Origin of the sequence: Saccharibacillus sacchari DSM 19268 (genome assembly GCF_000585395.1) — a bacterium.
Taxonomy (GTDB): Bacteria; Bacillota; Bacilli; order Paenibacillales; family Paenibacillaceae; genus Saccharibacillus; species Saccharibacillus sacchari.
Genome location: NZ_KK073875.1, coordinates 1,573,774 through 1,593,965 on the forward strand (window position 1 = coordinate 1,573,774; position 20,192 = coordinate 1,593,965).

Consider the following 20,192-nt stretch of genomic DNA (forward strand, 5'->3'; position numbering starts at 1 on the left):
CGGACGTTCTTCCCTGGCAACAGAGCTTTACGATCCGAAAACCTTCATCACTCACGCGGCATTGCTCCATCAGGCTTTCGCCCATTGTGGAAGATTCCCTACTGCTGCCTCCCGTAGGAGTCTGGGCCGTGTCTCAGTCCCAGTGTGGCCGTTCACCCTCTCAGGTCGGCTACGCATCGTCGCCTTGGTGAGCCGTTACCCCACCAACTAGCTAATGCGCCGCAGGCCCATCTCTCAGTGACAGCTTGCGCCGTCTTTCCTCATCCTCCGATGCCGGAAGATGATGTATTCGGTATTAGCATCCGTTTCCGGAAGTTATCCCAAACTGAAAGGCAGGTTGCCTACGTGTTACTCACCCGTCCGCCGCTAACCGTCAGAGAAGCAAGCTTCTCATCAAGTCCGCTCGACTTGCATGTATTAGGCATGCCGCCAGCGTTCGTCCTGAGCCAGGATCAAACTCTCCATTAAGGTGGCGACCGAAGTCGCCGTTTAAAAGAAAGCACGATGTGCTCGTTTAAAACGTTGGCGATTCTTGATTGCTCAAGAATCTATATTCTCACGATGATCTTCATCATCGCGACTCACTTACTGTTCAGTTTTCAAGGAGCAAACCGTGTTTCTCGTTTCTGCCGTTCAGCGTTTCGCTCGCAGCAGCAACTCTTATATATTAGCACGTTCGTTTTCGTTTTGCAAGTCTTTTTTTGAAATCTTTTTTTCAGCTTCGTTTGAAGCTTCCTTTTCGATCTCCTGTTGACCCGCTCACTTGTTCGAACCGCACCGGCGCTCTCTCAAGGCCGTTCCTAGACTATAGCACGCACTTTAAAGCAAAGCAAGCTTTTTATTCAAGCCTTTTATATGGTAGATTAAGCCTCTTTAATATGTGCGACCCTGGTATCCTCCGGCCTAATTAGGCCGACTTTTGCTTCTGTGTCCATCAGCTGCGTTAAGTCTGCGACTCGCTTCTCAAACTTTGTATCCAATTCGCACGCGTATCTACTATATGAACGTAATGAATAAATAGGGCAAACAAAAAAGCAGCTTGTCTCAAGTTCGAGACAGGCTGCCAAATCCGATCGTTTTCCCCTTTGATGTTTTCTCTCTATAATAATGCTCTCTTTTTGTAGGTTGCTTCATGATCCGAACGTACGATTATTCTCCGCCGAGGAATACATAGCGCGCGAGTACCAGAACGGCCAGTACCCACATCAGCCAGTGGATCTTCACTTTGCGGCTCGTGAACAAGCTGCTCACTCCGCCCAATACCACATAAGACAGAATGCCGATCGAGATCCCGTTTGCGATACCGTTCGTGAAAGGCATGAAGATGATCGTCAGGAAAGCAGGGATCGCGTGCATCATATCGTCCCATTCGATGCTGCGAACTTGCGAGATCATCAGAACGCCGACCATGATCAGCGCCGGAGCCGTTGCTGCCGAAGGTACAACCAATGCCAGCGGAGCGATAAACATCGCCAGCAAGAACAGCACGCCTGTCGTTACGGAAGTCAGACCCGTGCGTCCGCCTTCCGCGATACCTGCCGTACTTTCTACATAAGAAGTGATTGTGCTCGTACCCAGAACCGCACCCGTGCTGACGCCGACCGCATCGACCAGCATCGCTTTGCCGATCTTTTTCTCGCCTTCTTCTTTGTTCTTCATCAATCCGGCACGTTCGGCCGTACCGACCAGCGTACCGAAGGTGTCGAACAATTCAACGAAGGTGAAGACGAACACGATCTCGAACAGGCCCAATTGCAAAGCGCCCATGATATCCAGCTGACCGACAGCCAGATCGCCGAGCGACGGCAGCCAACTTCCCGTAGTCAGACCGCTCAGGTTCGTTACGCCCATCGGAATGCCGATCAGCGTGATTAATACGATACCGATCAGCAGCGCGCCGCGAACGCGCATCACCATCAGAATGCCGATGATGAAAATCCCGATCAGGGATAGCAGCGTGTCTTTCTGATGCATGAAGTCGCCGAGGGCCAGCTGGAAGTTGGAGCCTAGCACTGTTACCGGAGCTTGCAGCTGCGCGACGTCCGTGATCCCCGTAACCGTTGCGGAAGCGGAAATGATGTTGCCCAGCTTCATCCCGATAATGGTAACGAATAAACCGATACCTACGGTGATTGCCGCCTTGATCGAGGACGGCACCGCCACAATTAACATTTGTCTGACCTTGGTTACCGTCAAGATAATGAAAATGATACCGGAGATGAAGACCGCGCCGAGTGCGGCCTGCCATGTAATCGCGCCGTTCGAACTTAAAACGACGGTCATAAAGTACGCGTTAAGCCCCATGCCCGGAGCCAGCGCGACCGGAATGTTGGCGAAAAGACCCATCAGGATCGTTACGAGGCCTGCGCCGACTGCTGTTGCGAAGAATACGCCGGAAGCCGGAATTCCCGCGCCGTCCGGACCGAGGAACGAAATGTTCACGATCAGGATGTAGGCCATCGTGATGAACGTAGTCAGACCGGCAATGATTTCCGTTCTGAATGTCGTGCCGTGTTCTTTGAGTTTAAAGAACTTTTCCATGTTACCCATGTTGCCCGTTTGCCCCCTCTGAATATAAATGCGCAAGACCTTGTGGAACGACAAAAGAGACCGGGTTCGATTAGATCGCCCCCGGTACTCCTTAGAACTGAGAAAACGCGAAAGCGTTGCGCCGGACGACGGAACGCCATGGCCGCAAGCTCGCTTTTTCCCGTTTCGTAGAGAGATCATTTCGGTGATCACGTAGAGACTTCCGAGCCTATCCCCGGAATTATACGAACACTATTTCAATTGTCGGTTACCTTATCCGCCTTTCGAGCACTTTAGCGTTGGCAAAGTACTCGTCGGCTTCACAGGTTACATTCTAGGACAGCAACAAAATCTTGTCAACAAAAAACGAATGATTAAAAGAGGGTTTTATTTAAACGTTCGTTAATTATCCAAAAACCCGCCAATAAAAAAACGTTTTATCCGAGATCGTGCAAAATCTCAGACAAAACGTCAACGCCAATCTCTATATTCGAAAAGAGAATGTTCGGTTTTTAGTTCTTGTTTTCTAAAGGCGGCAATTCGTCCCGAACTTTCTTAGGCAAGCCGCGCCGTACCAACTCATACGAGTGAAGAATCATGCCTGCGACAAACTCGGCTTCCAACCCTTCTTGCTCCAGCAATATGCTGTTCCAATGCGACTTATTCGAATAATAGCCCGGAACGATCTGCGCATATCGTTCGCGATACTCTTCCGCCAACCGCGGATCGCACTTCAGCGTCAAAATCTCTCGCCCTTCGCTGTTCTGCCCTCGCATCCCGAAGTACTTCCCTCCGACCCGATACAGCAGGCTTCCCCATTCCTCTTTGAAAAAAGCTTCGGTTCCCGGCAGCGCCAAACTTGTTTCTCGAATCCATTCGTCCGTAAGCATTGATCCATCCCCCTTCAAAATCCGGATTTAATCCACCAAGCCTGCCGCTCGAACAATCCTTCCCGTTCCAAAATAGCCTGCACCTCTTTATGCTTGCTTCCTTTCGCCATCGAAACCGACAATTTATCAGGGCGACGCGCTGCAATCAATTGCTCGAAAACGCTCGGATCCAACGTCTTCACTTCCCGGAAAGCCAGCCGATTGAGCTTCGGAGCCGTCAATATCCAGTCCAAATCCTCCAGGCCTACATTGTTGCAGACTACCAGTTGGAGCGCTTGAAGATTTTTGAGATCGGGCAGCGTCTTCAAAAGAGGTTGATCGATGATTTCAAGCCGCTCAAGTTCTTTCAAATGCGTCAGCATATGAAGGTCGACAAGCTTTTGGGCCGATAAAATTCTGAGCTTTTTCAGACCCGGCAGTCCGTCCAACCATTGCAGGCTCTCTGCTTTGCCTTGGCCGATCGATAATGAAGCAAGCTTAGGCAATTCGCTCAAGAAGCCCAGCTCTTCCAAAGGAATGCCGTGCACGGACAGCTCTTGAAGAGATTGCAGCTCCCGAATCGTCTCGATCCCTTTTTTATGGCCGTGCAATTCAACTCTTTTCAAACCATGGAACCGACGCAGCACCGACAAATCGGGTTTCTTGGAACGGGTTTTTCCCAAACCTATTCGCGTTAAGCGGCTTGTCACCCCATGGAGCGCATCAAAAGAATCCAATTCAAACACGTCCAATTCCAGCTCACGCAGATTTTCCAAACTTCCCAGATGCTCCAATCCTTCGACTCTTGACGAGCAATCGACAGAGAGTTTCTCCACAAAAGGCAAGGCGGTTAACACGGATAGCTTAGCGTTTTGTCCATGAAATCCGTAAATTCGCAGCGTAACGTCCGGGCGTACGGCAAACAACTCTTCATTCAGAAGCTTTGACAGCCGCGCATCCGGCGCTTCGGATTCGCTATACTGCACGGTACGCAGCGACGGCTCGGCGGCAAGATTGCGCAAATCGCCCGCTGTCCAACTTTTTTGCAATTGAATGCGTCCGCCCGTCCCGATCTGCTCGATCAAGAATGTTCCCCTGCCTTCCGGCTGTGCGCGTTAACCTCAAAGCTGTGGAACGCCGTCTCGAACCCGCCTTCCGTACCCGGACTTGCCGCATAAAGACCAACCTTGAGCGCTTGGCCTTCCGGGCAGCGCAAATGGGCGATCCGAAGCTGCTCCCATTCCTCGCCGGCCGTCCGCGCATAGATAAGGAAATCATTCCCTTCGCGCACGACTTTGAATTGCAGGCGCTGCTTGAATAGATCGGCTGCGGCATTGCGCGTCGACCAATCCGAATAGCCGTCGCGCGTCACTACGGCTCCCAGATGCGACGGCGCGTTCGGAATGTACTCCACGGACGTTTTCAACCAGTTGTCCCGATCGACTTCGACGAACAGTCCGGCTTGATCGAACGTGTAGCGCGGTTCCATCTGAAGTTCGGTCACGGCCTCAAAATCTCCGGCGATCTCGTCATATAGAACATGCCCGTTGTACCGTTCGAAGCCGTAGTGGGTTTTGAGCCAAAAGTCGGTGTCCGGCAGGGTATGCAGCTTTAAGCGCTCCTCTGTCGGCTCCAGCTTTTGCGGCTGCGTCATGATTTGAAGCTTGTCGATATGTTGCGGTATGTATTGCATGTCGTTTCCCCTTTCGGTATATGAGATACGAGAAAAAAACAAGTTCCTGCGATTGTCTCAATTATATCCGATTTTATCGATACGCATCCAAATAAAACGGCCTTCCCCGCATTGATGCGGGAAAAGCCGTTCGGATCATCATGCTCGTTTACTCAAAGGCCGGATTCGTCAAACGAACATTGGAAACCGTTCCGCAGCTCACGCAGAAAGTCAACAGCACTTCCGAGCCTTTGAGTGCCATTTTGCTTTGATCGGCAGGTTTGACTTTCGCATATTGAATCGCTTCTTTGAATTCGGTACCGCCGCAGTTTGAACAAGTTTGCATAGCTAACACTCCTTCAATGATTAAATTTAATAATATGTACCATTTCCCTTTTTTGCATTTCTACTATTGTACAGGAATTTATAGCAATGAGCAAAAGGGCAGGAAGCGTTCAGCAGCAGCAATTTCAATATTCCGCAAACGTTATACTTATTTCCCGTTGAAGTTTCTCTACAGGCCGGATTATAATAACGCATATTAAACCAATGAAATTAGTATGATTTATAACTCGCCGCCGAGAGGAGCGCGAACATGACTTTGAAGGAGATTGCCGAGCTGGCCGGAGTATCGACGTCTACTGTTTCGCGGATTATCAATTCTCCCGACGACAGCTTCGCCCGCAAAACGGTGCGCGATCGGGTATGGAAGATCATTCACGAAACCGGTTACGTGCCGAACCAATCCGCGCGCGAGCTGAAGCAGGGGAAAAAGGAAGAGGCGGTACATCGATGTACCACCATCTCCTGCATTCTGGGGCGCACCCGGGATCTGGAGGACAATCCGTTTTTTGCCCAGACCGCCAGAGCGATCGAACAGCAGGCGTTGGAAAAAGGCTGCACCGTATCCGCCTATTATTCCATTTTCGATCTGCAAAACGACCCGTTCGGCAGGCGCACCGAAATTCCGCGAGCGGACGGCGCGATCGTGCTGGGACGCCTGAACGACAAAACCCGCGCGCTCCTCGAGAAGCATTACAAAAACATCGTGTACGTCGGACGCAACGTGATCGATGCCGAATGGGATCAGATCGTGTGCGACGGTTACGAGGCGGCGAGGACGGCCTTAAAGCATCTAATCGAATTGGGACATCGGCGCATCGCTTATATCGGGGAAACGCAAAGCGAAATCCGCTACCGCGCGTTCTCCGATACGGTGCGCGAATACGGACTCGATGCCGCCCCGTCGCTGATCGCTTCGGTAACGCAGGACGGTCCGGGCGGCTATGAAGGCGCGGAGTATCTGCTGCGCGGAGCCGAGCCGCTGCCGACCGCGATCTTTTGCGCAACCGATGTCACGGCGATCGCGGCAATCAAACGCTTCGTCGAAGCCGGCATCAAAGTACCCGAACAACTCTCGATTATCGGCATGGACGATATCGAGATTGCGCAGTACCTGACCCCCGTGCTCACGACCGTGAGCATTCCGAAGGTAGAGATGGGCAAGGTGGCGGTTCGCACGCTGCTCGACCGCATCCATAAAGAACACCGTTTGCCGATGAAAATCTTTTTGCCGCATAAATTGCTCGTTCGCGAAAGCACCGCAAAGCCGGAAAAGAAAAAGCAAATCCGCTGATCCAAGTCTGGCAAGGCACGATCACAGATTGTTAAGGAGGAAACGATGATGGGATTTCGATTGGCTCAAATGAATGCTTGGCGAAAAAAGACGGTGCTCGGTTTGACTCTTCTGGTGGCGGTGGCGCCTCTCGCGGCTTGCGGTTCGAACGCGCCGAGTAACGGAAGCACGGCGGAAGCGCAAGGGGCATCGGGCGAAACGCCGGCTTCGGCATCCGTGGAAATCACCAACGTCTCCTACGATCCGACCCGGGAGCTGTACGATGCGTATAACAAGCTGTTCCAGACGCACTGGAAAGAAAAAAGCGGTCAGGACGTCAGCATCATCCAATCGCACGGCGGTTCCGGCAAACAAGCCCGTTCGGTGCTGGAAGGCAACGAAGCCGACGTGGTAACGCTGGCGCTGGAGCAAGACGTGGCGGAGCTGGAAAAAGGCGGCCTGATCGAACCGGGCTGGGTCGACGAGTTCGACAAGCAAAGTTCGCCGTACACCTCGACCATCGTGTTCCTGGTGCGCAAAGGCAATCCGAAAGGCATCAAAGACTGGGACGATATCGTGAAAAGCGGCGTCGAGATCATCACTCCGAATCCGAAAACGTCCGGCGGCGCGCGTTGGAACTTCCTAGCGGCATGGGCTTATGCGCAAGCGCATGACGGCGCGGACGAAGCCAAATCGACCGAGTTCATCAAAAGCCTCTACAACAACGTAACGGTACTGGACACCGGAGCGCGCGGCGCGACGACGACGTTCGTGGAAAACAACCAGGGCGACGTGCTGCTGGCTTGGGAAAACGAAGCGTTCCTGTCGATCAAGGAGCATCCGGACGACTACGAGATCGTAACGCCGAGCATCAGCATCTTGGCCCAGCCTTCGGTCGCGGTGGTGGATGAAATCGCCAAAAAGCGCGGCACCGAAGAAGTTTCTACCGAGTACCTGCAATACCTCTACTCCGACGAAGCGCAAAAGCTGGCGGGCGAAAACTACTACCGTCCGTCCAATCCCGATATCTTGGCGCAGTTCTCGGACACGTTCAATCTGGATCTGAAGCTGGTCACGATTGACGACGATTTCGGCGGCTGGGAAGCGGCCACGGAGAAGTTCTTCGCGGACGGCGCGATCTTCGATCAGATTTATCAAAAATGAGGACGGCTTCTTGCTTGAGTAAGGAAGCCGAGTCGCGGGAAAAGGAGGTCGGCGCATGGGACAAGCCAAGTGGGTAAGCAGCAAGCGTTTGCGTAAAAAAAACCGGGTCATTCCCGGTTTCGGTTTATCGATGGGTATTACCATCTCTATGCTCAGCTTGATCGTCCTGATTCCGCTGCTCTCCATCTTCGTCGTGCTGTCCGGCGTCGGACCTGCGGATTTCTGGAAAGCGATCTCCGATCCTCAAGCGGTCGCCGCTTACCGGGTCAGCCTGATCTGCGCATTGGCGGCCGCGCTCGTCAACGCATTGTTCGGCACGATCCTGGCCTGGATCTTGGTGCGCTATCGGTTTCCCGGCAGACGGATACTCGACGGCCTGATCGAGCTGCCTTTCGCGCTGCCGACTGCGGTTGCGGGGATTGCGCTCACGACGCTGTATTCGGACAACGGCTGGATCGGCAAACTGCTTGCGGGCATCGGCATCAAAGTCGCGTACACGCCGATCGGGATTACGATCGCGCTGATCTTTATCGGGATACCGTTCGTCGTGCGCGCGATTCAGCCGGTACTCGAAAAGCTCGACGGCCAGTATGAAGAAGCGGCGACGATGCTCGGAGCGAGCGGTTGGCAGACATTTCGCCGAGTCGTGTTTCCCGAAATTCGTCCCGCACTTCTCACCGGCTTCGGCCTGGCGTTCGCACGTGGACTCGGCGAATACGGCAGCGTTATTTTTATCGCGGGCAATATTCCGTACGAGACGCAAATCGTGCCGCTGATCATCATGAGCAAACTCGAACAGTTCAATTACGGCGCGGCAACCTCGATCGCGCTCGTCATGATCGTATTCTCGTTCCTGACGCTGTTCGCGATCAACTTTATCCAATCCAGACTCAATCATGCGGCAAAGGGGGCGGAATGACCGATGAATCTTGCAAATCCGGCCGAAGCCTCCAACCGTATCCAAGAAAAACCGCGCGGTTCGGGTAAAGCGGCCAAGTCTATCCTGATCGGGCTGGGCGTCGCTTTTATTCTCATTATGCTAGTGCTGCCGCTCATTACGGTCTGCGTGTACGCGCTCAAGCAAGGGTGGGAAGTGTTTTCCGGGGCAATTACCGATCCGTATGCGATTAAGGCGCTTCAACTCACTCTGCTCGCGACCGTCGTGGCCGTGGTCTGCAACACCATCTTCGGACTCTTCGCTTCCTGGGCAATCAGCAAGTTCCATTTTCGCGGCAAACAGTTCCTCACGACGCTGATCGATATCCCGTTCGCCATCTCTCCGATCATCGCGGGTCTGGTATTCATCCTCGTGTTCGGCCGGATCGGTTGGGCGTACGATTTCCTGCAAGCTTATGATCTCAAAGTGGTTTTCGCAGTACCGGGCATCATTCTGGCGACGATCTTCGTCACCTTCCCTTTCGTCGCCCGCGAGCTGATTCCGCTCATGCAGGCGCAGGGCAACGACGAAGAAGAAGCGGCGGCGTTGATGGGTGCAAACTGGTGGACCATCTACCGCAAAGTGACGCTGCCGCATATCAAGTGGGGCCTGCTGTACGGGGTCATCTTGTGTACGGCGCGTGCGTTGGGGGAATTCGGCGCGGTCTCCGTCGTCTCTGGACATCTGCGCGGCAAAACGAACACCCTTCCGCTGCATATCGAGATCCTGTTCAACGAGTTCCAACTGACCGCAGCATTTGCTGTATCGTCCATCTTGGTCGTGACCGCGATCATCATTCTGATTTTGCGCAATATCGTCGAATTCAAAGGCCGCAAGGAGGAAAGCGAACATGTACGTTGAGCTGAAGGACGTAAACAAAGAGTTCAAAGGATTCCGGGCGCTGAACGACGTATCCTTTTCCATCGAAAAAGGCAAACTGGTCGGCCTGCTCGGCCCTTCCGGCAGCGGCAAAACGACGATCCTGCGCACGCTGGCGGGATTGGTGCATCCGGATTCCGGAGACATTTGGATCGACGGCAAAAGGGTGAACGACGTACCGGCCAGCAAACGCGGGATCGGCTTCGTGTTTCAAAACTATGCGCTGTTCCGCTATATGACGGTTTTCGATAACGTAGCGTTCGGGCTGACGGTAGAAAAAAAGGATAAAAAATTCATCAAGCAGCGCGTCAACGAACTGATCAACTTGGTCGGCTTGGAAGGTTTGCAGGACCGCTATCCGCATCAACTCTCAGGCGGGCAAAGACAGCGCGTGGCATTCGCCCGGGCGCTCGCGCCCAATCCGCATTTGCTTCTGCTCGACGAGCCGTTCGCCGCAATCGACGCCAAAATCCGCAAAGAGCTGCGGCTGTGGCTGCGCGAAACGATCAATTCGCTCGGCATCACCAGCATCTTCGTGACGCACGATCAGGACGAAGCGGTCGAAGTCGCCGACGAGATCGTGATCGTGAACGGCGGCCGCATCGAGCAAAAAGGCAATCCCGCCGATATTTACAAGTCCCCCGCCACCCCTTTCGCCGCTAGATTTATCGGCGAATCGCTGGTATTGGACCGCCACGAAACGCTGCACGGGTTCGAGACGTACAGCGGTTACGACCAAGCCGTGATCCGCCCCGAGCTGATCCAAATCACCAAACACGGCAAACAGCCGATCCTGCACGCCAGCGAAGACGGAATCGTGGAAGACGTCTTTTTCCGCGGCAGCCTGATCGAAGTCCACGTGAACGTCAAAGGCATGCGCCTGATCGGCCACCGTTCCCCGGAAGAAGAACCTCTACTGCCCGGCGAAAAGGTCAGCGTGCTTATTTATCGGCTATATCTCTATAATGAAGATAAAGTTCATTTGGCGGAGAACGTACGGTTGAAGGACGAAAATACGGTGTTTATTTGATGCGACTGTCCGGATACGTCAGGAAAGTCCTGTTCGTTAGAAAAGCGGACCGCTGCGGGAGATCCACAAAAAGAATTTGCTCGACAAAAAAGACAGCCGCTGCATGAAGCGGCTGTCTTTTTTCAGATTGAATCCATATCTATTCCGCTTTTCTTACAAGCATAACATAAGCGAGAATCGCAAGGAGACTCGTGCCCATCAAAGTAAAGCCAAGCGGAACAGCCGTATCTTCGCCCGCGATTCCGACGATAGGCGCGACCAATCCTCCCAGCGCGAACGGTACAAGACCGAGCAGTGCAGCGGCGCTGCCTGCATTTTTGGACTGGCTCTCCATGGCAAGCGGGAAAGCCGCCGTGGAAGTGATGCTGATCGAACATACGAAAAAGAATAAAGGAATAACCAAAGCAAGCAGCGGTCCTTCGACAATCGTAACCCCTGCCACGACAATACTCGATATGAGAGCCATCCATAAGCCGATAACCATAAGCCTCTGCTCAGGAACCCGATGCGAGATCCGCCCGACGATTTGAGAACCGATCATTAAGCTGATTCCGTTGGAGGCAAACAACACGGAGAACATTGTCGGTGAAACGCCGTAAATATTTTGGTAAACGAAAGGTGTAGCCGCCACGTAGGCAAATACCCCTCCCGTCAGGATGCCCTGTGCCAACATGTATCCTAAAAACTTCCGATCGCGCAGCATCGCGCCGTAATTGCGAAGCTGGGACTTGAAATTCGGTGATACGCGTCGTTCGGAAGGAAGACTCTCCTTCAAACGAAATTGCGTCATGAGGTACAGGAAAACGCCCAGAATCGACAAGGAAAGAAATACGCCCGGCCATGTCGTGAATTTAAGCACTCCGCTTCCGGCAATAGGAGCGACCAACGGTCCCAGGTTGCCTACAAGCAGCAGCAGAGAGAAAAATTTGGTCAGTTCATGACCGCTGTACAGATCGCGGGCAATCGCGCGCGAAATGACGATTCCTGCAGAAGCCGCAAATCCTTGTGCAAAACGGAGTACGATCAACGTGCCGATATTCGGAGAATACGCGCACGCCAACGAAACGATGACGTAGGCAATGATGCCGATCAGCAACGGTCTGCGTCTGCCGTAAGCGTCGCTGAGCGGGCCAACAATAAGCTGTCCAATACCCAGCCCTAACAAACAAGCAGTGAGGCTGAATTGAACCAAAGACGCATTCGTCCCGAAATCTTTCGCGATCTCGGGGAACGCGGGCAAATACATATCAATCGTAAACGGTCCTAACGTCGAAAATACACCCAGCAACAAAGCCAGACCGATAACACTCCACCGACTACTTGTACTCTTGTTCATAATTGTCTAACTCTCCAGCCCCTCTTGATCTAATCTATTTGTCCAGGTTACGGATCACTTAGCAACCTGATTCCAGATTATACATGACCTCGGTTACTAAGTGAACACTATTTATTTTTAATTTTATCCTTTATTATTTTCCATGTATCGCGCGGTAGGTATCCATCGCGAACTCCGACAATTCCGCCAGCAAACTCGCAAAGTCCTCGGCAATCAGTTCCAACGGCGATTCGTCGTATCCGTCATGATACAGCCGGTATACGGCGCCGTTCGATTGAAGGACCAGCAAGTCTCCGTCGCCGAACCCGCCGATCGGAAACAGCTCCGTCGCGGGTTGAATCGCACCCTGATTTCGATATTCGGTAATGAGTTCCATCGACGCAGGATAAGCCCATTCTTGCTCTTTGAGCCCGTGCAATTCCGGTTCGGCAAAACGAAATGCGCCGAACTTCGCTAACAGTGAACGGTATTCTTGGGGCAAAGAAATGCCGTGACGTTGTTCGAACATTTCTAGTTCTTTTTCCGACTCCGGCTGCACACCGTCTTGTCCCCAAGCTTCGTAGGTTTCCGCCAATAACTCCTCGATCTCTTCCATTTTCAAAGGAATGTCTCCTCCTCTGCTGTCAATTTCCATTTTTCGGTGCCCTGCCATATGTACAAATGCCGCTCTGGCTGGTCGGAGCCGCTTTTCTCGCGTACCTCGGATACCACTCCATTTGAAATGCGGATCACGACATCACGCCTGCCGACGAAAAAACGCAAAAAGCGTTAGCACGCACCTATCGAAACGGCTTACTCGTCGCGGTCTCGCCCGGCAACCTCCTCTTCTGGGTGTCCGTCTTCGGCACCGTTCTGTCCGATTCCTACAACGATTCGAATCCGGTCGCTTTTGCGTTGGCTGCGGCGGGCGTGCTGAGCGGAATTCTGCTGCACGACGTCGGTTTGTTGTCAATCGTGGCGGTAAGCCGAAGAGTGCTGAACCGTACCGCGATTAAGTGGGTATCGGTCGCGGCGGGGCTGCTACTGATCGGGTTTGCCGGGTATTTCGTTTATGAGTTTATTACGGATTTGATGGATTACATAAAGGCTTAAGTCTTCGCAAAAGCCCTTTTCCCACGAATAACTTTGAGTTTTTGCATGTTGCCACTATGTCGTATTACCGCAAGGCCGGGTATACCGGTGATTACTAATGACTCTGTGGCGTCTTCTTGTTTTGTTGCTGTTGCTTTGTACACTCATGGTTTAAAGATTATTAAAAAGACTCCCGTTGATTTCTGCGATAGAGTTCGCTGGAAATACAGGAGTTTATATATTTGCTGTTATAACAGCTCGTCTAAATTTTTTTGACTTTCAAATTGCACTTTCATCTGTTCACTATCATAGCTTCTAAATCTGGCAATTTTGTTTTGCACTTCATATAAAAAGTTATATTCTATAGTCAACTTATCATCTACTACATCTATAGTTTTAATCAATTCAGATATGAATTTACACACAAAGTCGTTATCACTAGATATTAAGCTTGTGTAAATCGCTTCGTTAAGGAATCTTTCATCAATATCTGGAGTACGTTCTATCTCTTTGTAATATTGCGCCTTTAAATGTTCTTTGAATTTAAAATATAACTCTTCGCTAATATCTTCTAAATACTTTTCATATTCTTCATACATTCTTACATTCAGATGAAATAACGACTCCCATTCATTAGATTTCGGTTTTAAACTTTCTCTATCATCACAATATAACCATTTTTTAAAGACAGAAAAATTTTTAGCCGTATCATTAAAAATCTTTTGAAATGCATTACTAAAACCATAGTTAAACAATTCTGATTTATTCTCAGTTTTCTGAAGTATTGCAAAAGTTATAAGCGGATTTTGAATGAAAGGTTTCTCCATACCAATTGTAGTTTGAAAAAAATAATCATGTGGCAGATCAAAGATTTCAACAGCTCTTAATAAGTATTCTAATTTAGGAAATCTCTTACCTTCAAAATAATCATCAATCGCACTAACTTCTAACCCCAGCAAAATTCCCATTTCATACTTAGTATAGTCAGACTGATGTAAGTTAAAAATATTATTCAATTTTTCAGCAAATCCAGATACACTAAACTTGAATTCACCTTTATAAAACTGATCTTCTTGCTTAAATTTTGAGTATTCTGATTTCTTATTATTAAGCAACCTTAAGTCTTCCGACTTGAACTCATATTTTCCCAATCGACTCACTTTATAAATAAGTAAATTTAAATCATCCATGTTTGCTTTAGTTGAACTAGCATTACGGCGATAATAAATAGTATTTTCACTAACTATCGCTTTATTTTTTTCATCATTCAAATTTTTCGGTGAAACTAGAATTTCTTCCGAATCGTAGATGTACAATAAACCAACTACTTTATCAACTTCAAGATCATAATAATTCAATTCAAAAACTATTTGTTGATTAATCGTACTCATTATTTTTTCACTGAGCGACGTAGGATCAATTTTATTATGGCCAATGCCTGATATGTTACCTTCATCATCAACACCTAGTACCAGCCAACCCCCACCACTATTTGCAAATGCTAATATATCTTTTAATAAATTTGCAAATGAATTATTTGGATTCAAGTGGATCTCTCTTTTATAATCCCATCTATTATTTTCTGTTTTATTTTCAACTAATTCAAAAAACTTCTCTAATGAGTTATACATAATAATCTCCTAAAATTTTTAATATTTTTAGCAAAAAACACTCGTATCATAGATAAAGGTGTCAAGAAAGCTCAAATATAGCTGGAAGCGAAAAGGCGGAGAGAGAAATTCAGTGAAGGAATGGAATGTTCGCCTTTGAAATCGAGAAAATTCCGCTAAAATTTAATCCCTTTTCTCGATTTCAACACGCGACCGGAACGAATTTCTCTCGGAGTCTTTTCGCTTCACCCGCAAACGTGACTTTCTTAACAACATGAAACGACCTCAAAGCGTCTAGCACTTGAGGTCGTTTTTTCTTATCTATTAAAACCCTATTCCCACTCGATCGTAGCAGGCGGTTTCGAAGTCACGTCGTACACGATGCGGTTAACGTTATCCACTTCGTTAACGATGCGGACCGAAATTTTCTCCAGGACGTCCCACGGGATACGCGCCCAGTCGGCGGTCATGCCGTCGATGGAGGTTACGGCGCGGATGCCGACGGTGTACGAATACGTACGCGCGTCACCCATGACGCCTACGCTCTTCATGTTCGGGAGCGCCGTGAAGTATTGCCAGATTTCGCTTTCCAGACCGGCTTTCGCGATTTCTTCGCGCAGGATCAGGTCGGAGTCGCGGACGATGGTCAGCTTCTCTTCCGTGACTTCGCCGAGAACGCGGATCGCCAGACCCGGACCCGGGAAAGGCTGACGCCAAACGATCGCGTGCGGCAGACCCAGCTCTTCGCCGACTTTACGCACTTCGTCTTTGAACAATGTGTTCAAAGGCTCGATCAATTTGAACTTCATATCTTCCGGCAATCCGCCGACATTATGGTGAGACTTGATCGTCTGCGCCGTCGCCGTGCCGCTTTCCACGATGTCGGTGTACAGCGTGCCTTGTGCCAGGAACGCGAAATCGCCGAGCTTGGCCGATTCTTCGTCGAAGCAGTAGATGAACTCGTTGCCGATGATTTTGCGTTTTTGCTCCGGATCATCCACGCCTGCAAGTTTGCTCAAGAAGCGCTCTTGCGCGTCGATCTTGATGACATTGATGTCGAACTTGCCCACGAAAGTCTCCATAACGCTCTCGGCTTCGCCTTTGCGCAGCAGTCCGTGGTCGATGAACATGCAAGTGAGTTGATCGCCGATCGCTTTGTGGATCAGCATCGCCACGACGGACGAATCGACGCCGCCGCTCAGTGCGCACAATACCTTTTTGTCGCCGACTTGTTCGCGGATTTCCTGAATGGACTGTTCCACGAACGACTCCATGGTCCAGTCGCCGCTGCATTTGCATACTTCATACAGGAAGTTCTTGATCATTTCGTTGCCGTACACGGAGTGGCGTACTTCCGGGTGGAACTGTACCGCGTGCAGGTTGCGAGTCGGATGGCTCATCGCTGCGATCGGCGCCGATTCCGTGCCCGCTTCCAGCACGAAGCCTTCCGGCAGCGTCACGACATGGTCGCCGTGGCTCATCCAGACGGTTTGCTTGCTGTCGAGGCCTTTGGTCAGGATGCTGTTGTGCAGGAAATCGACGTCGGCTTTGCCGTATTCGCGTTTGCCGGCGCGCTCTACCTTGCCGCCGAGCTGCTGCGCCATCAATTGCATGCCGTAGCAAATGCCGAAGATCGGCAGACCCAGATCGTAGATCGCAGGATCGACGTGCGGAGCTCCTTCTTCGTATACGCTAAGCGGCCCGCCCGAGAAGACGATACCCGCCGGATTCAATTCCCGAATACGCTCGACCGGAGTATTGTACGGCATTAGCTCGCTAAATACGCCCAGATCGCGAATTCTTCTGGCAATCAGTTGGTTATATTGTCCCCCGAAGTCGAGTACGACAATCAGTTCGTTCGGTTTATTCATGTCACGCCTCCCTTAATTACTGTCGCTAATTATACCGATGGACCTGACATACCGCAAGAAAAAAAGGCGAGGTAAGGGCTTACTTGCGCAAGTCGTTAGCCTTTGGCGAGCGAAGTTGGATTTTTCCGTACCAAATATCGTAAAATTGAGAAAAATGTTCGCCGCATTCATCGTTCAAAGGAGTTTGACGACCTATGGAAATATTCAAAATGGTTCAACAGTTGTTCGAGCAGTACGGCTATTTGGTCATGTTTCTCGGATTGTTTCTGGAATTCATTGCCCTGCCTTTTCCCGGAGAAACCACGATGGCCTATGCCGGCTACCTCTCCTACATGGGCTCGCTGAGATTCGATATTTTGCTGATCGTCGCTTTTCTCGGCACCACGATCGGAATGACCGCCACCTACTTTATCGGCAAAAAAGCGGGGCTGCCTTTCCTTCGGCGTTTCGGCGGCTGGTTTTTCAAGGAAAGCAAACTGCTCAAAACGCAAACCTTTTTCGATAAATACGGCCCCGGCCTGATCTTCTTCGGCTACTTCATTCCGGGCGTGCGCCACTTCACCGGATATCTGGCGGGCATCATGAATATCTCTTTTAAAAAGTTTGCCGCTTACGCTTATACGGGTGCTTTGTTCTGGACGCTGCTCTTTCTCGGCCTCGGAAAAATCTTCGGGCCGCAGTGGTCGGTCGCGTTCAAACTGGCCGAACACTACGCCGTCTGGATCGTATCCGTATTGGTGCTGCTCGTGCTCGGTTTTATTATTTTCCGCTATCGGGCAATGACCGCTTCAGTGCTGGCTTCGCTTCCGCGAGCTTTCAAAGGCCGTAAGCAACAAAAAACGAATCAACCGTCAAAAACTCCGCAGCCGATCAAAAGGTTGGTTTTGGCTCAAACTGCACAAATGCGTATCCGTTTAAAACACTGCCACATCGTACGCATGCAACCTGGACGTTTTCCCGCAAGGATTGTATTGAAGTCGCGTCCCAGGATGGTAAAGCGATAGGTCGCGTACTTCAGTATGCCTTGGCTGCACGCAAAAAATTCCCGGGTCGTAATGACCTAGGAATTTTTTGATTTCATGATCATGTGATTTCTGCAAAAAAAGTTCAGTGAATCCGTGACGTTAAACGCCGATTCCGGCAGCTTGACGTTCACGTTCCGACTGCTCGCCTGCAACTGCTTCTTGAGCAGCAGGCGTTTCGATTCCTCGAATCTCCATATCTTCAAGCAAATCCATATACAAACGCTTGGCTTGTTCGCAGGCTGCCGTGATGTCGTTCTCCCGTACGTTCTTGTAGATTCCCCGAAGTTTCGCGTTGTAAGAATTGTGATCCACTTTCACCCATGCCGGAATGATTTGCATAACAAATTCCCCTCTCCCCAAAAAATCGATCAAGTCCCGGTATTTCGGCCCCCGCCGACTCCCGGACTTCTTGCGGTACGCACCTCAAATCAAGAATGTTTCTCATAGTAGACTTGAAATACGACAGAATCTTGCCCAACAGATTGATTTGCGCACAGCGTTCCCGCTTCCGAGATCAAAACCGGGAATCCCCCGCCGTCCGACTTTATTTATGAATTCCCCCCTGTTCTAAGGTCAGACTTTGAAAATTTAATGGGATTTTCATTTCCTAACATAAATTTAAACGTTTTTCCGAATTTTCTCAAACGATTTTTCATGATTTAGGCGCATATGCACGTTAATTTGCAAAAAACGGTACTTTTGTAGGTCAAAACACTCAATTTTCAAGCGCTTGCAGCACCTCGTCGACATGCCCGGCTACTTTCACTTTCCGCCATTCGCGGACAAGCGTTCCTTCTTCATCCAACAAAAACGTTGAACGCACGATGCCTTCGTACTCTTTTCCGAAGTTTTTCTTAAGCTGCCATACGCCGAATTGTTCGCTGACCGCGTGCTCCGTATCCGACAACAGCGGAAACGGCAGTTCATATTTGGCTCCGAACTTTTCATGCGATTTCACGTCGTCCGCGCTGATGCCGATCACGGCCGCATTCTTCGCGGTGAAGTAGCTTTCCGAATCCCGGAAATCGCAAGCCTGCTGCGTGCAGCCCGGCGTCATGTCTTTCGGATAAAAGTAAATAACGAGCTTTTTGCCTTTGTAGTCGCTGAGGCTGATGGATTGTCCTCCTACTGCCGGGAGGGTGAAATCTTGTACTTTTTCGTTGAGTTGTACCATTTGCGAGTCGCTCCTTTTTGGTGGTGTGGAGGCGCTGCGGGGGAAGGGGCTTGCGGGTCGCTGTCTACATTCGATTTCTTGATTATATTTCTATAGGTTGGAATCGAATGTCAAAGGCGAGCCAGCGTATGCTTCCGATGTGCCTTTCCTTCGGAAAGCCTTTAGCTTCCTTCAGCTCCCTTCCCCCTCCGCTTACCTCGGCGCACTAGATTTTTTAGGGATAGAGAAGAGCCGGCATGGCTAGCCGACTCTTCCCGCGCAGTACGCGCTTTTAAATGATGTATCTCTTATTTTATCACTTAATTTGTTACAGGTTCAATTCGATATTCCCTGCCTTATCACTTATCGCCTTTCACGCCGAGGTTCGTATCTATCGAACCGCCGGCGTCCGGATCCTGCTCAAGAATTTGAGTAAAGTTCAAACCGCACCGCACGATCTTGGTGTTGCCCTCCATCATTAACCGCGAGTCTATATAATAAGACTCGCTTCTTTCTATACCTAAAAAGAAAAACTATCGAGGCAGCAGGGCGTAGCGGAGGGAGAAGGGAGAGCCTGAAGATCGCCTTTGAGGCTGGCCAAGACAGCGAGCGGAAGGTTCTCCCTTCTCCCGGAGCGTCTCCTACGACCCCGCACCCCGGTACTTTTTCACGCCCACGTTCCAACTGGTCAAGCCGATGGTCAGGAAGATCGCCGCCATCACCGGAGTCAGCCATGCCATATGCGTCATTTCTTCCCTGCCTAAGAACAGCGAAGCCGGATAGATGCCGACGAACGCGAACGGCAGGATCCATGTTAACAGGAACTGGATCGCCCGGTTGTAGATCGTCACCGGGTAGCGGCCGTAGTTCTGGATGTTGTACATCAGCGGGATGATGCCGGTCGGCGAATCCGAGTAGAACGACAGCGACGTCAGCGCGATATAGATGCCGGTGTAGATCAAGGTTGCGCTGATCGCGAACAGAATCATGACGGGCAGATGCCACCAGACCAGTTCCAGGCCGAGCTGGCCGCCGCTGATGATCATGATGATAATCCCGATCAGCGAACCGATAAGGCCCGGCGGGTCGATGTTTTCCAAAAAGATCTGGAACAGATTATACGCGGGACGGGTTAAGATACGGTCCATCTCGCCTTTGACGATATAACGGTCGCTGAAGTTCCATAGGTTGACGAAGCAGCTGAACAAGCCGAACGGAACCATGAAGAATCCGTACACGAACACCACTTCCGCTTCGCTCCAACCGCCCAGCGAGTTGGTATGGCCGAACACGACGAAGATGAAGATCAGGTTGCTCGCCTGCATGAGCAGATCGGAGACCACCTCGACCCAGAAGTCCGCGCGGTAAGTCAGCCTTGTTTTCATATAATTCTTCAGATATTCAAATACGAGTCCGATATAATACATTCGC

19 protein-coding genes, 1 riboswitch and 1 other annotated feature are annotated in these 20,192 nt (G+C 50.6%); of the genes, 7 read left to right on the top strand and 12 right to left on the bottom strand.

Going from position 1 to position 20,192, the window contains the following annotated elements:
- Positions 1 to 55: 55 nt before the first annotated feature.
- Positions 56 to 430 (bottom strand) — a sequence feature (16S ribosomal RNA rRNA prediction is too short).
- 719 nt (positions 431 to 1,149) lie between these two features.
- From SACSAC_RS06760 to SACSAC_RS28185, 5 genes are all read right to left on the bottom strand, one after another.
- A complete protein-coding gene (locus SACSAC_RS06760) occupies positions 1,150 to 2,541 on the bottom strand; it encodes an NCS2 family permease (RefSeq protein ID WP_037292240.1) in 1,392 nt (463 codons plus the stop codon).
- A gap of 157 nt (positions 2,542 to 2,698) precedes the next feature.
- Positions 2,699 to 2,798: riboswitch (purine riboswitch) on the bottom strand.
- 243 nt (positions 2,799 to 3,041) lie between these two features.
- Positions 3,042 to 3,419 (bottom strand): MmcQ/YjbR family DNA-binding protein, encoded by a 378-nt coding sequence (locus SACSAC_RS06765; protein ID WP_051506928.1) that lies wholly within the window; start codon positions 3,417 to 3,419, stop codon positions 3,042 to 3,044.
- Between the two features lie 14 nt (positions 3,420 to 3,433).
- A complete protein-coding gene (locus tag SACSAC_RS06770; RefSeq protein WP_037284831.1) occupies positions 3,434 to 4,483 on the bottom strand; it encodes a leucine-rich repeat domain-containing protein in 1,050 nt (349 codons plus the stop codon).
- Positions 4,480 to 5,091: a DUF1349 domain-containing protein gene (locus tag SACSAC_RS06775; RefSeq protein ID WP_037284833.1), complete on the bottom strand. Its 612-nt coding sequence runs from the start codon at positions 5,089 to 5,091 to the stop codon at positions 4,480 to 4,482. The genes SACSAC_RS06770 and SACSAC_RS06775 overlap by 4 nt, the downstream gene beginning before the upstream one ends.
- A gap of 148 nt (positions 5,092 to 5,239) precedes the next feature.
- Entirely contained in the window at positions 5,240 to 5,416 is a 177-nt protein-coding gene (locus tag SACSAC_RS28185; RefSeq protein ID WP_169833755.1) for a hypothetical protein, read from the bottom strand.
- Positions 5,417 to 5,665: 249 nt separating this feature from the next.
- On the opposite strand from SACSAC_RS28185, the gene SACSAC_RS06780 reads away from it, so the two are divergent.
- The 5 genes from SACSAC_RS06780 to SACSAC_RS06800 are packed head-to-tail and all read left to right on the top strand — an operon-like array spanning position 5,666 to position 10,695.
- A complete protein-coding gene (locus SACSAC_RS06780; RefSeq protein ID WP_037284835.1) occupies positions 5,666 to 6,706 on the top strand; it encodes a LacI family DNA-binding transcriptional regulator in 1,041 nt (346 codons plus the stop codon).
- A gap of 48 nt (positions 6,707 to 6,754) precedes the next feature.
- Positions 6,755 to 7,849, top strand: coding sequence for a sulfate ABC transporter substrate-binding protein (locus tag SACSAC_RS06785; RefSeq protein WP_342666493.1), 1,095 nt, complete (start codon positions 6,755 to 6,757; stop codon positions 7,847 to 7,849).
- Positions 7,850 to 7,904: 55 nt separating this feature from the next.
- Complete coding sequence (cysT, locus tag SACSAC_RS06790) at positions 7,905 to 8,768, top strand: sulfate ABC transporter permease subunit CysT (RefSeq protein WP_051506929.1); 864 nt, start codon at positions 7,905 to 7,907, stop codon at positions 8,766 to 8,768.
- 3 nt (positions 8,769 to 8,771) lie between these two features.
- The gene (gene cysW, locus SACSAC_RS06795) at positions 8,772 to 9,647 is read left to right on the top strand and encodes a sulfate ABC transporter permease subunit CysW (protein ID WP_084777945.1); all 876 of its coding nucleotides are present in this window, start codon (positions 8,772 to 8,774) and stop codon (positions 9,645 to 9,647) included.
- A complete protein-coding gene (locus tag SACSAC_RS06800; RefSeq protein ID WP_037284838.1) occupies positions 9,637 to 10,695 on the top strand; it encodes a sulfate/molybdate ABC transporter ATP-binding protein in 1,059 nt (352 codons plus the stop codon). The genes cysW and SACSAC_RS06800 overlap by 11 nt, the downstream gene beginning before the upstream one ends.
- A 139-nt stretch (positions 10,696 to 10,834) precedes the next feature.
- Here the strand turns inward: SACSAC_RS06800 and SACSAC_RS06805 are convergent, their stop codons facing one another.
- Positions 10,835 to 12,031: a Bcr/CflA family multidrug efflux MFS transporter gene (locus SACSAC_RS06805; RefSeq protein ID WP_037284840.1), complete on the bottom strand. Its 1,197-nt coding sequence runs from the start codon at positions 12,029 to 12,031 to the stop codon at positions 10,835 to 10,837.
- 133 nt (positions 12,032 to 12,164) lie between these two features.
- Entirely contained in the window at positions 12,165 to 12,626 is a 462-nt protein-coding gene (locus SACSAC_RS06810) for an SMI1/KNR4 family protein (protein WP_245608594.1), read from the bottom strand.
- Positions 12,627 to 12,766: 140 nt separating this feature from the next.
- Here SACSAC_RS06810 and SACSAC_RS27515 point away from each other — a divergent pair, with 140 nt between their 5' ends.
- A complete protein-coding gene (locus SACSAC_RS27515) occupies positions 12,767 to 13,123 on the top strand; it encodes a LysE family transporter (protein WP_425414834.1) in 357 nt (118 codons plus the stop codon).
- A 227-nt stretch (positions 13,124 to 13,350) separates the two neighbouring features.
- Here the strand turns inward: SACSAC_RS27515 and SACSAC_RS06820 are convergent, their stop codons facing one another.
- Both SACSAC_RS06820 and guaA read right to left on the bottom strand, forming a co-directional pair.
- Positions 13,351 to 14,733 carry an ATP-binding protein gene (locus SACSAC_RS06820; RefSeq protein WP_037284844.1) on the bottom strand — a complete coding sequence of 461 codons (1,383 nt, stop codon included), beginning with the start codon at positions 14,731 to 14,733 and terminating at the stop codon, positions 13,351 to 13,353.
- A 311-nt stretch (positions 14,734 to 15,044) separates the two neighbouring features.
- A complete protein-coding gene (gene guaA / locus SACSAC_RS06825) occupies positions 15,045 to 16,583 on the bottom strand; it encodes a glutamine-hydrolyzing GMP synthase (RefSeq protein WP_037284846.1) in 1,539 nt (512 codons plus the stop codon).
- 194 nt (positions 16,584 to 16,777) lie between these two features.
- Between guaA and SACSAC_RS06830 the strand changes: the two genes are divergently transcribed.
- Complete coding sequence (locus SACSAC_RS06830; protein ID WP_084777947.1) at positions 16,778 to 17,587, top strand: DedA family protein; 810 nt, start codon at positions 16,778 to 16,780, stop codon at positions 17,585 to 17,587.
- A gap of 120 nt (positions 17,588 to 17,707) precedes the next feature.
- On the opposite strand, the gene SACSAC_RS06835 is transcribed toward SACSAC_RS06830, so the two are convergent.
- The 3 genes from SACSAC_RS06835 to SACSAC_RS06845 all read right to left on the bottom strand — a co-directional run bounded on the left by SACSAC_RS06835 (position 17,708) and on the right by SACSAC_RS06845 (position 20,188).
- A complete protein-coding gene (locus tag SACSAC_RS06835) occupies positions 17,708 to 17,947 on the bottom strand; it encodes a hypothetical protein (protein WP_037284848.1) in 240 nt (79 codons plus the stop codon).
- A gap of 376 nt (positions 17,948 to 18,323) precedes the next feature.
- Positions 18,324 to 18,782, bottom strand: coding sequence for a thioredoxin-dependent thiol peroxidase (bcp, locus tag SACSAC_RS06840; RefSeq protein ID WP_037284850.1), 459 nt, complete (start codon positions 18,780 to 18,782; stop codon positions 18,324 to 18,326).
- Between the two features lie 620 nt (positions 18,783 to 19,402).
- Positions 19,403 to 20,188, bottom strand: coding sequence for an ABC transporter permease (locus SACSAC_RS06845; protein ID WP_037284851.1), 786 nt, complete (start codon positions 20,186 to 20,188; stop codon positions 19,403 to 19,405).
- Positions 20,189 to 20,192: the final 4 nt, after the last annotated feature.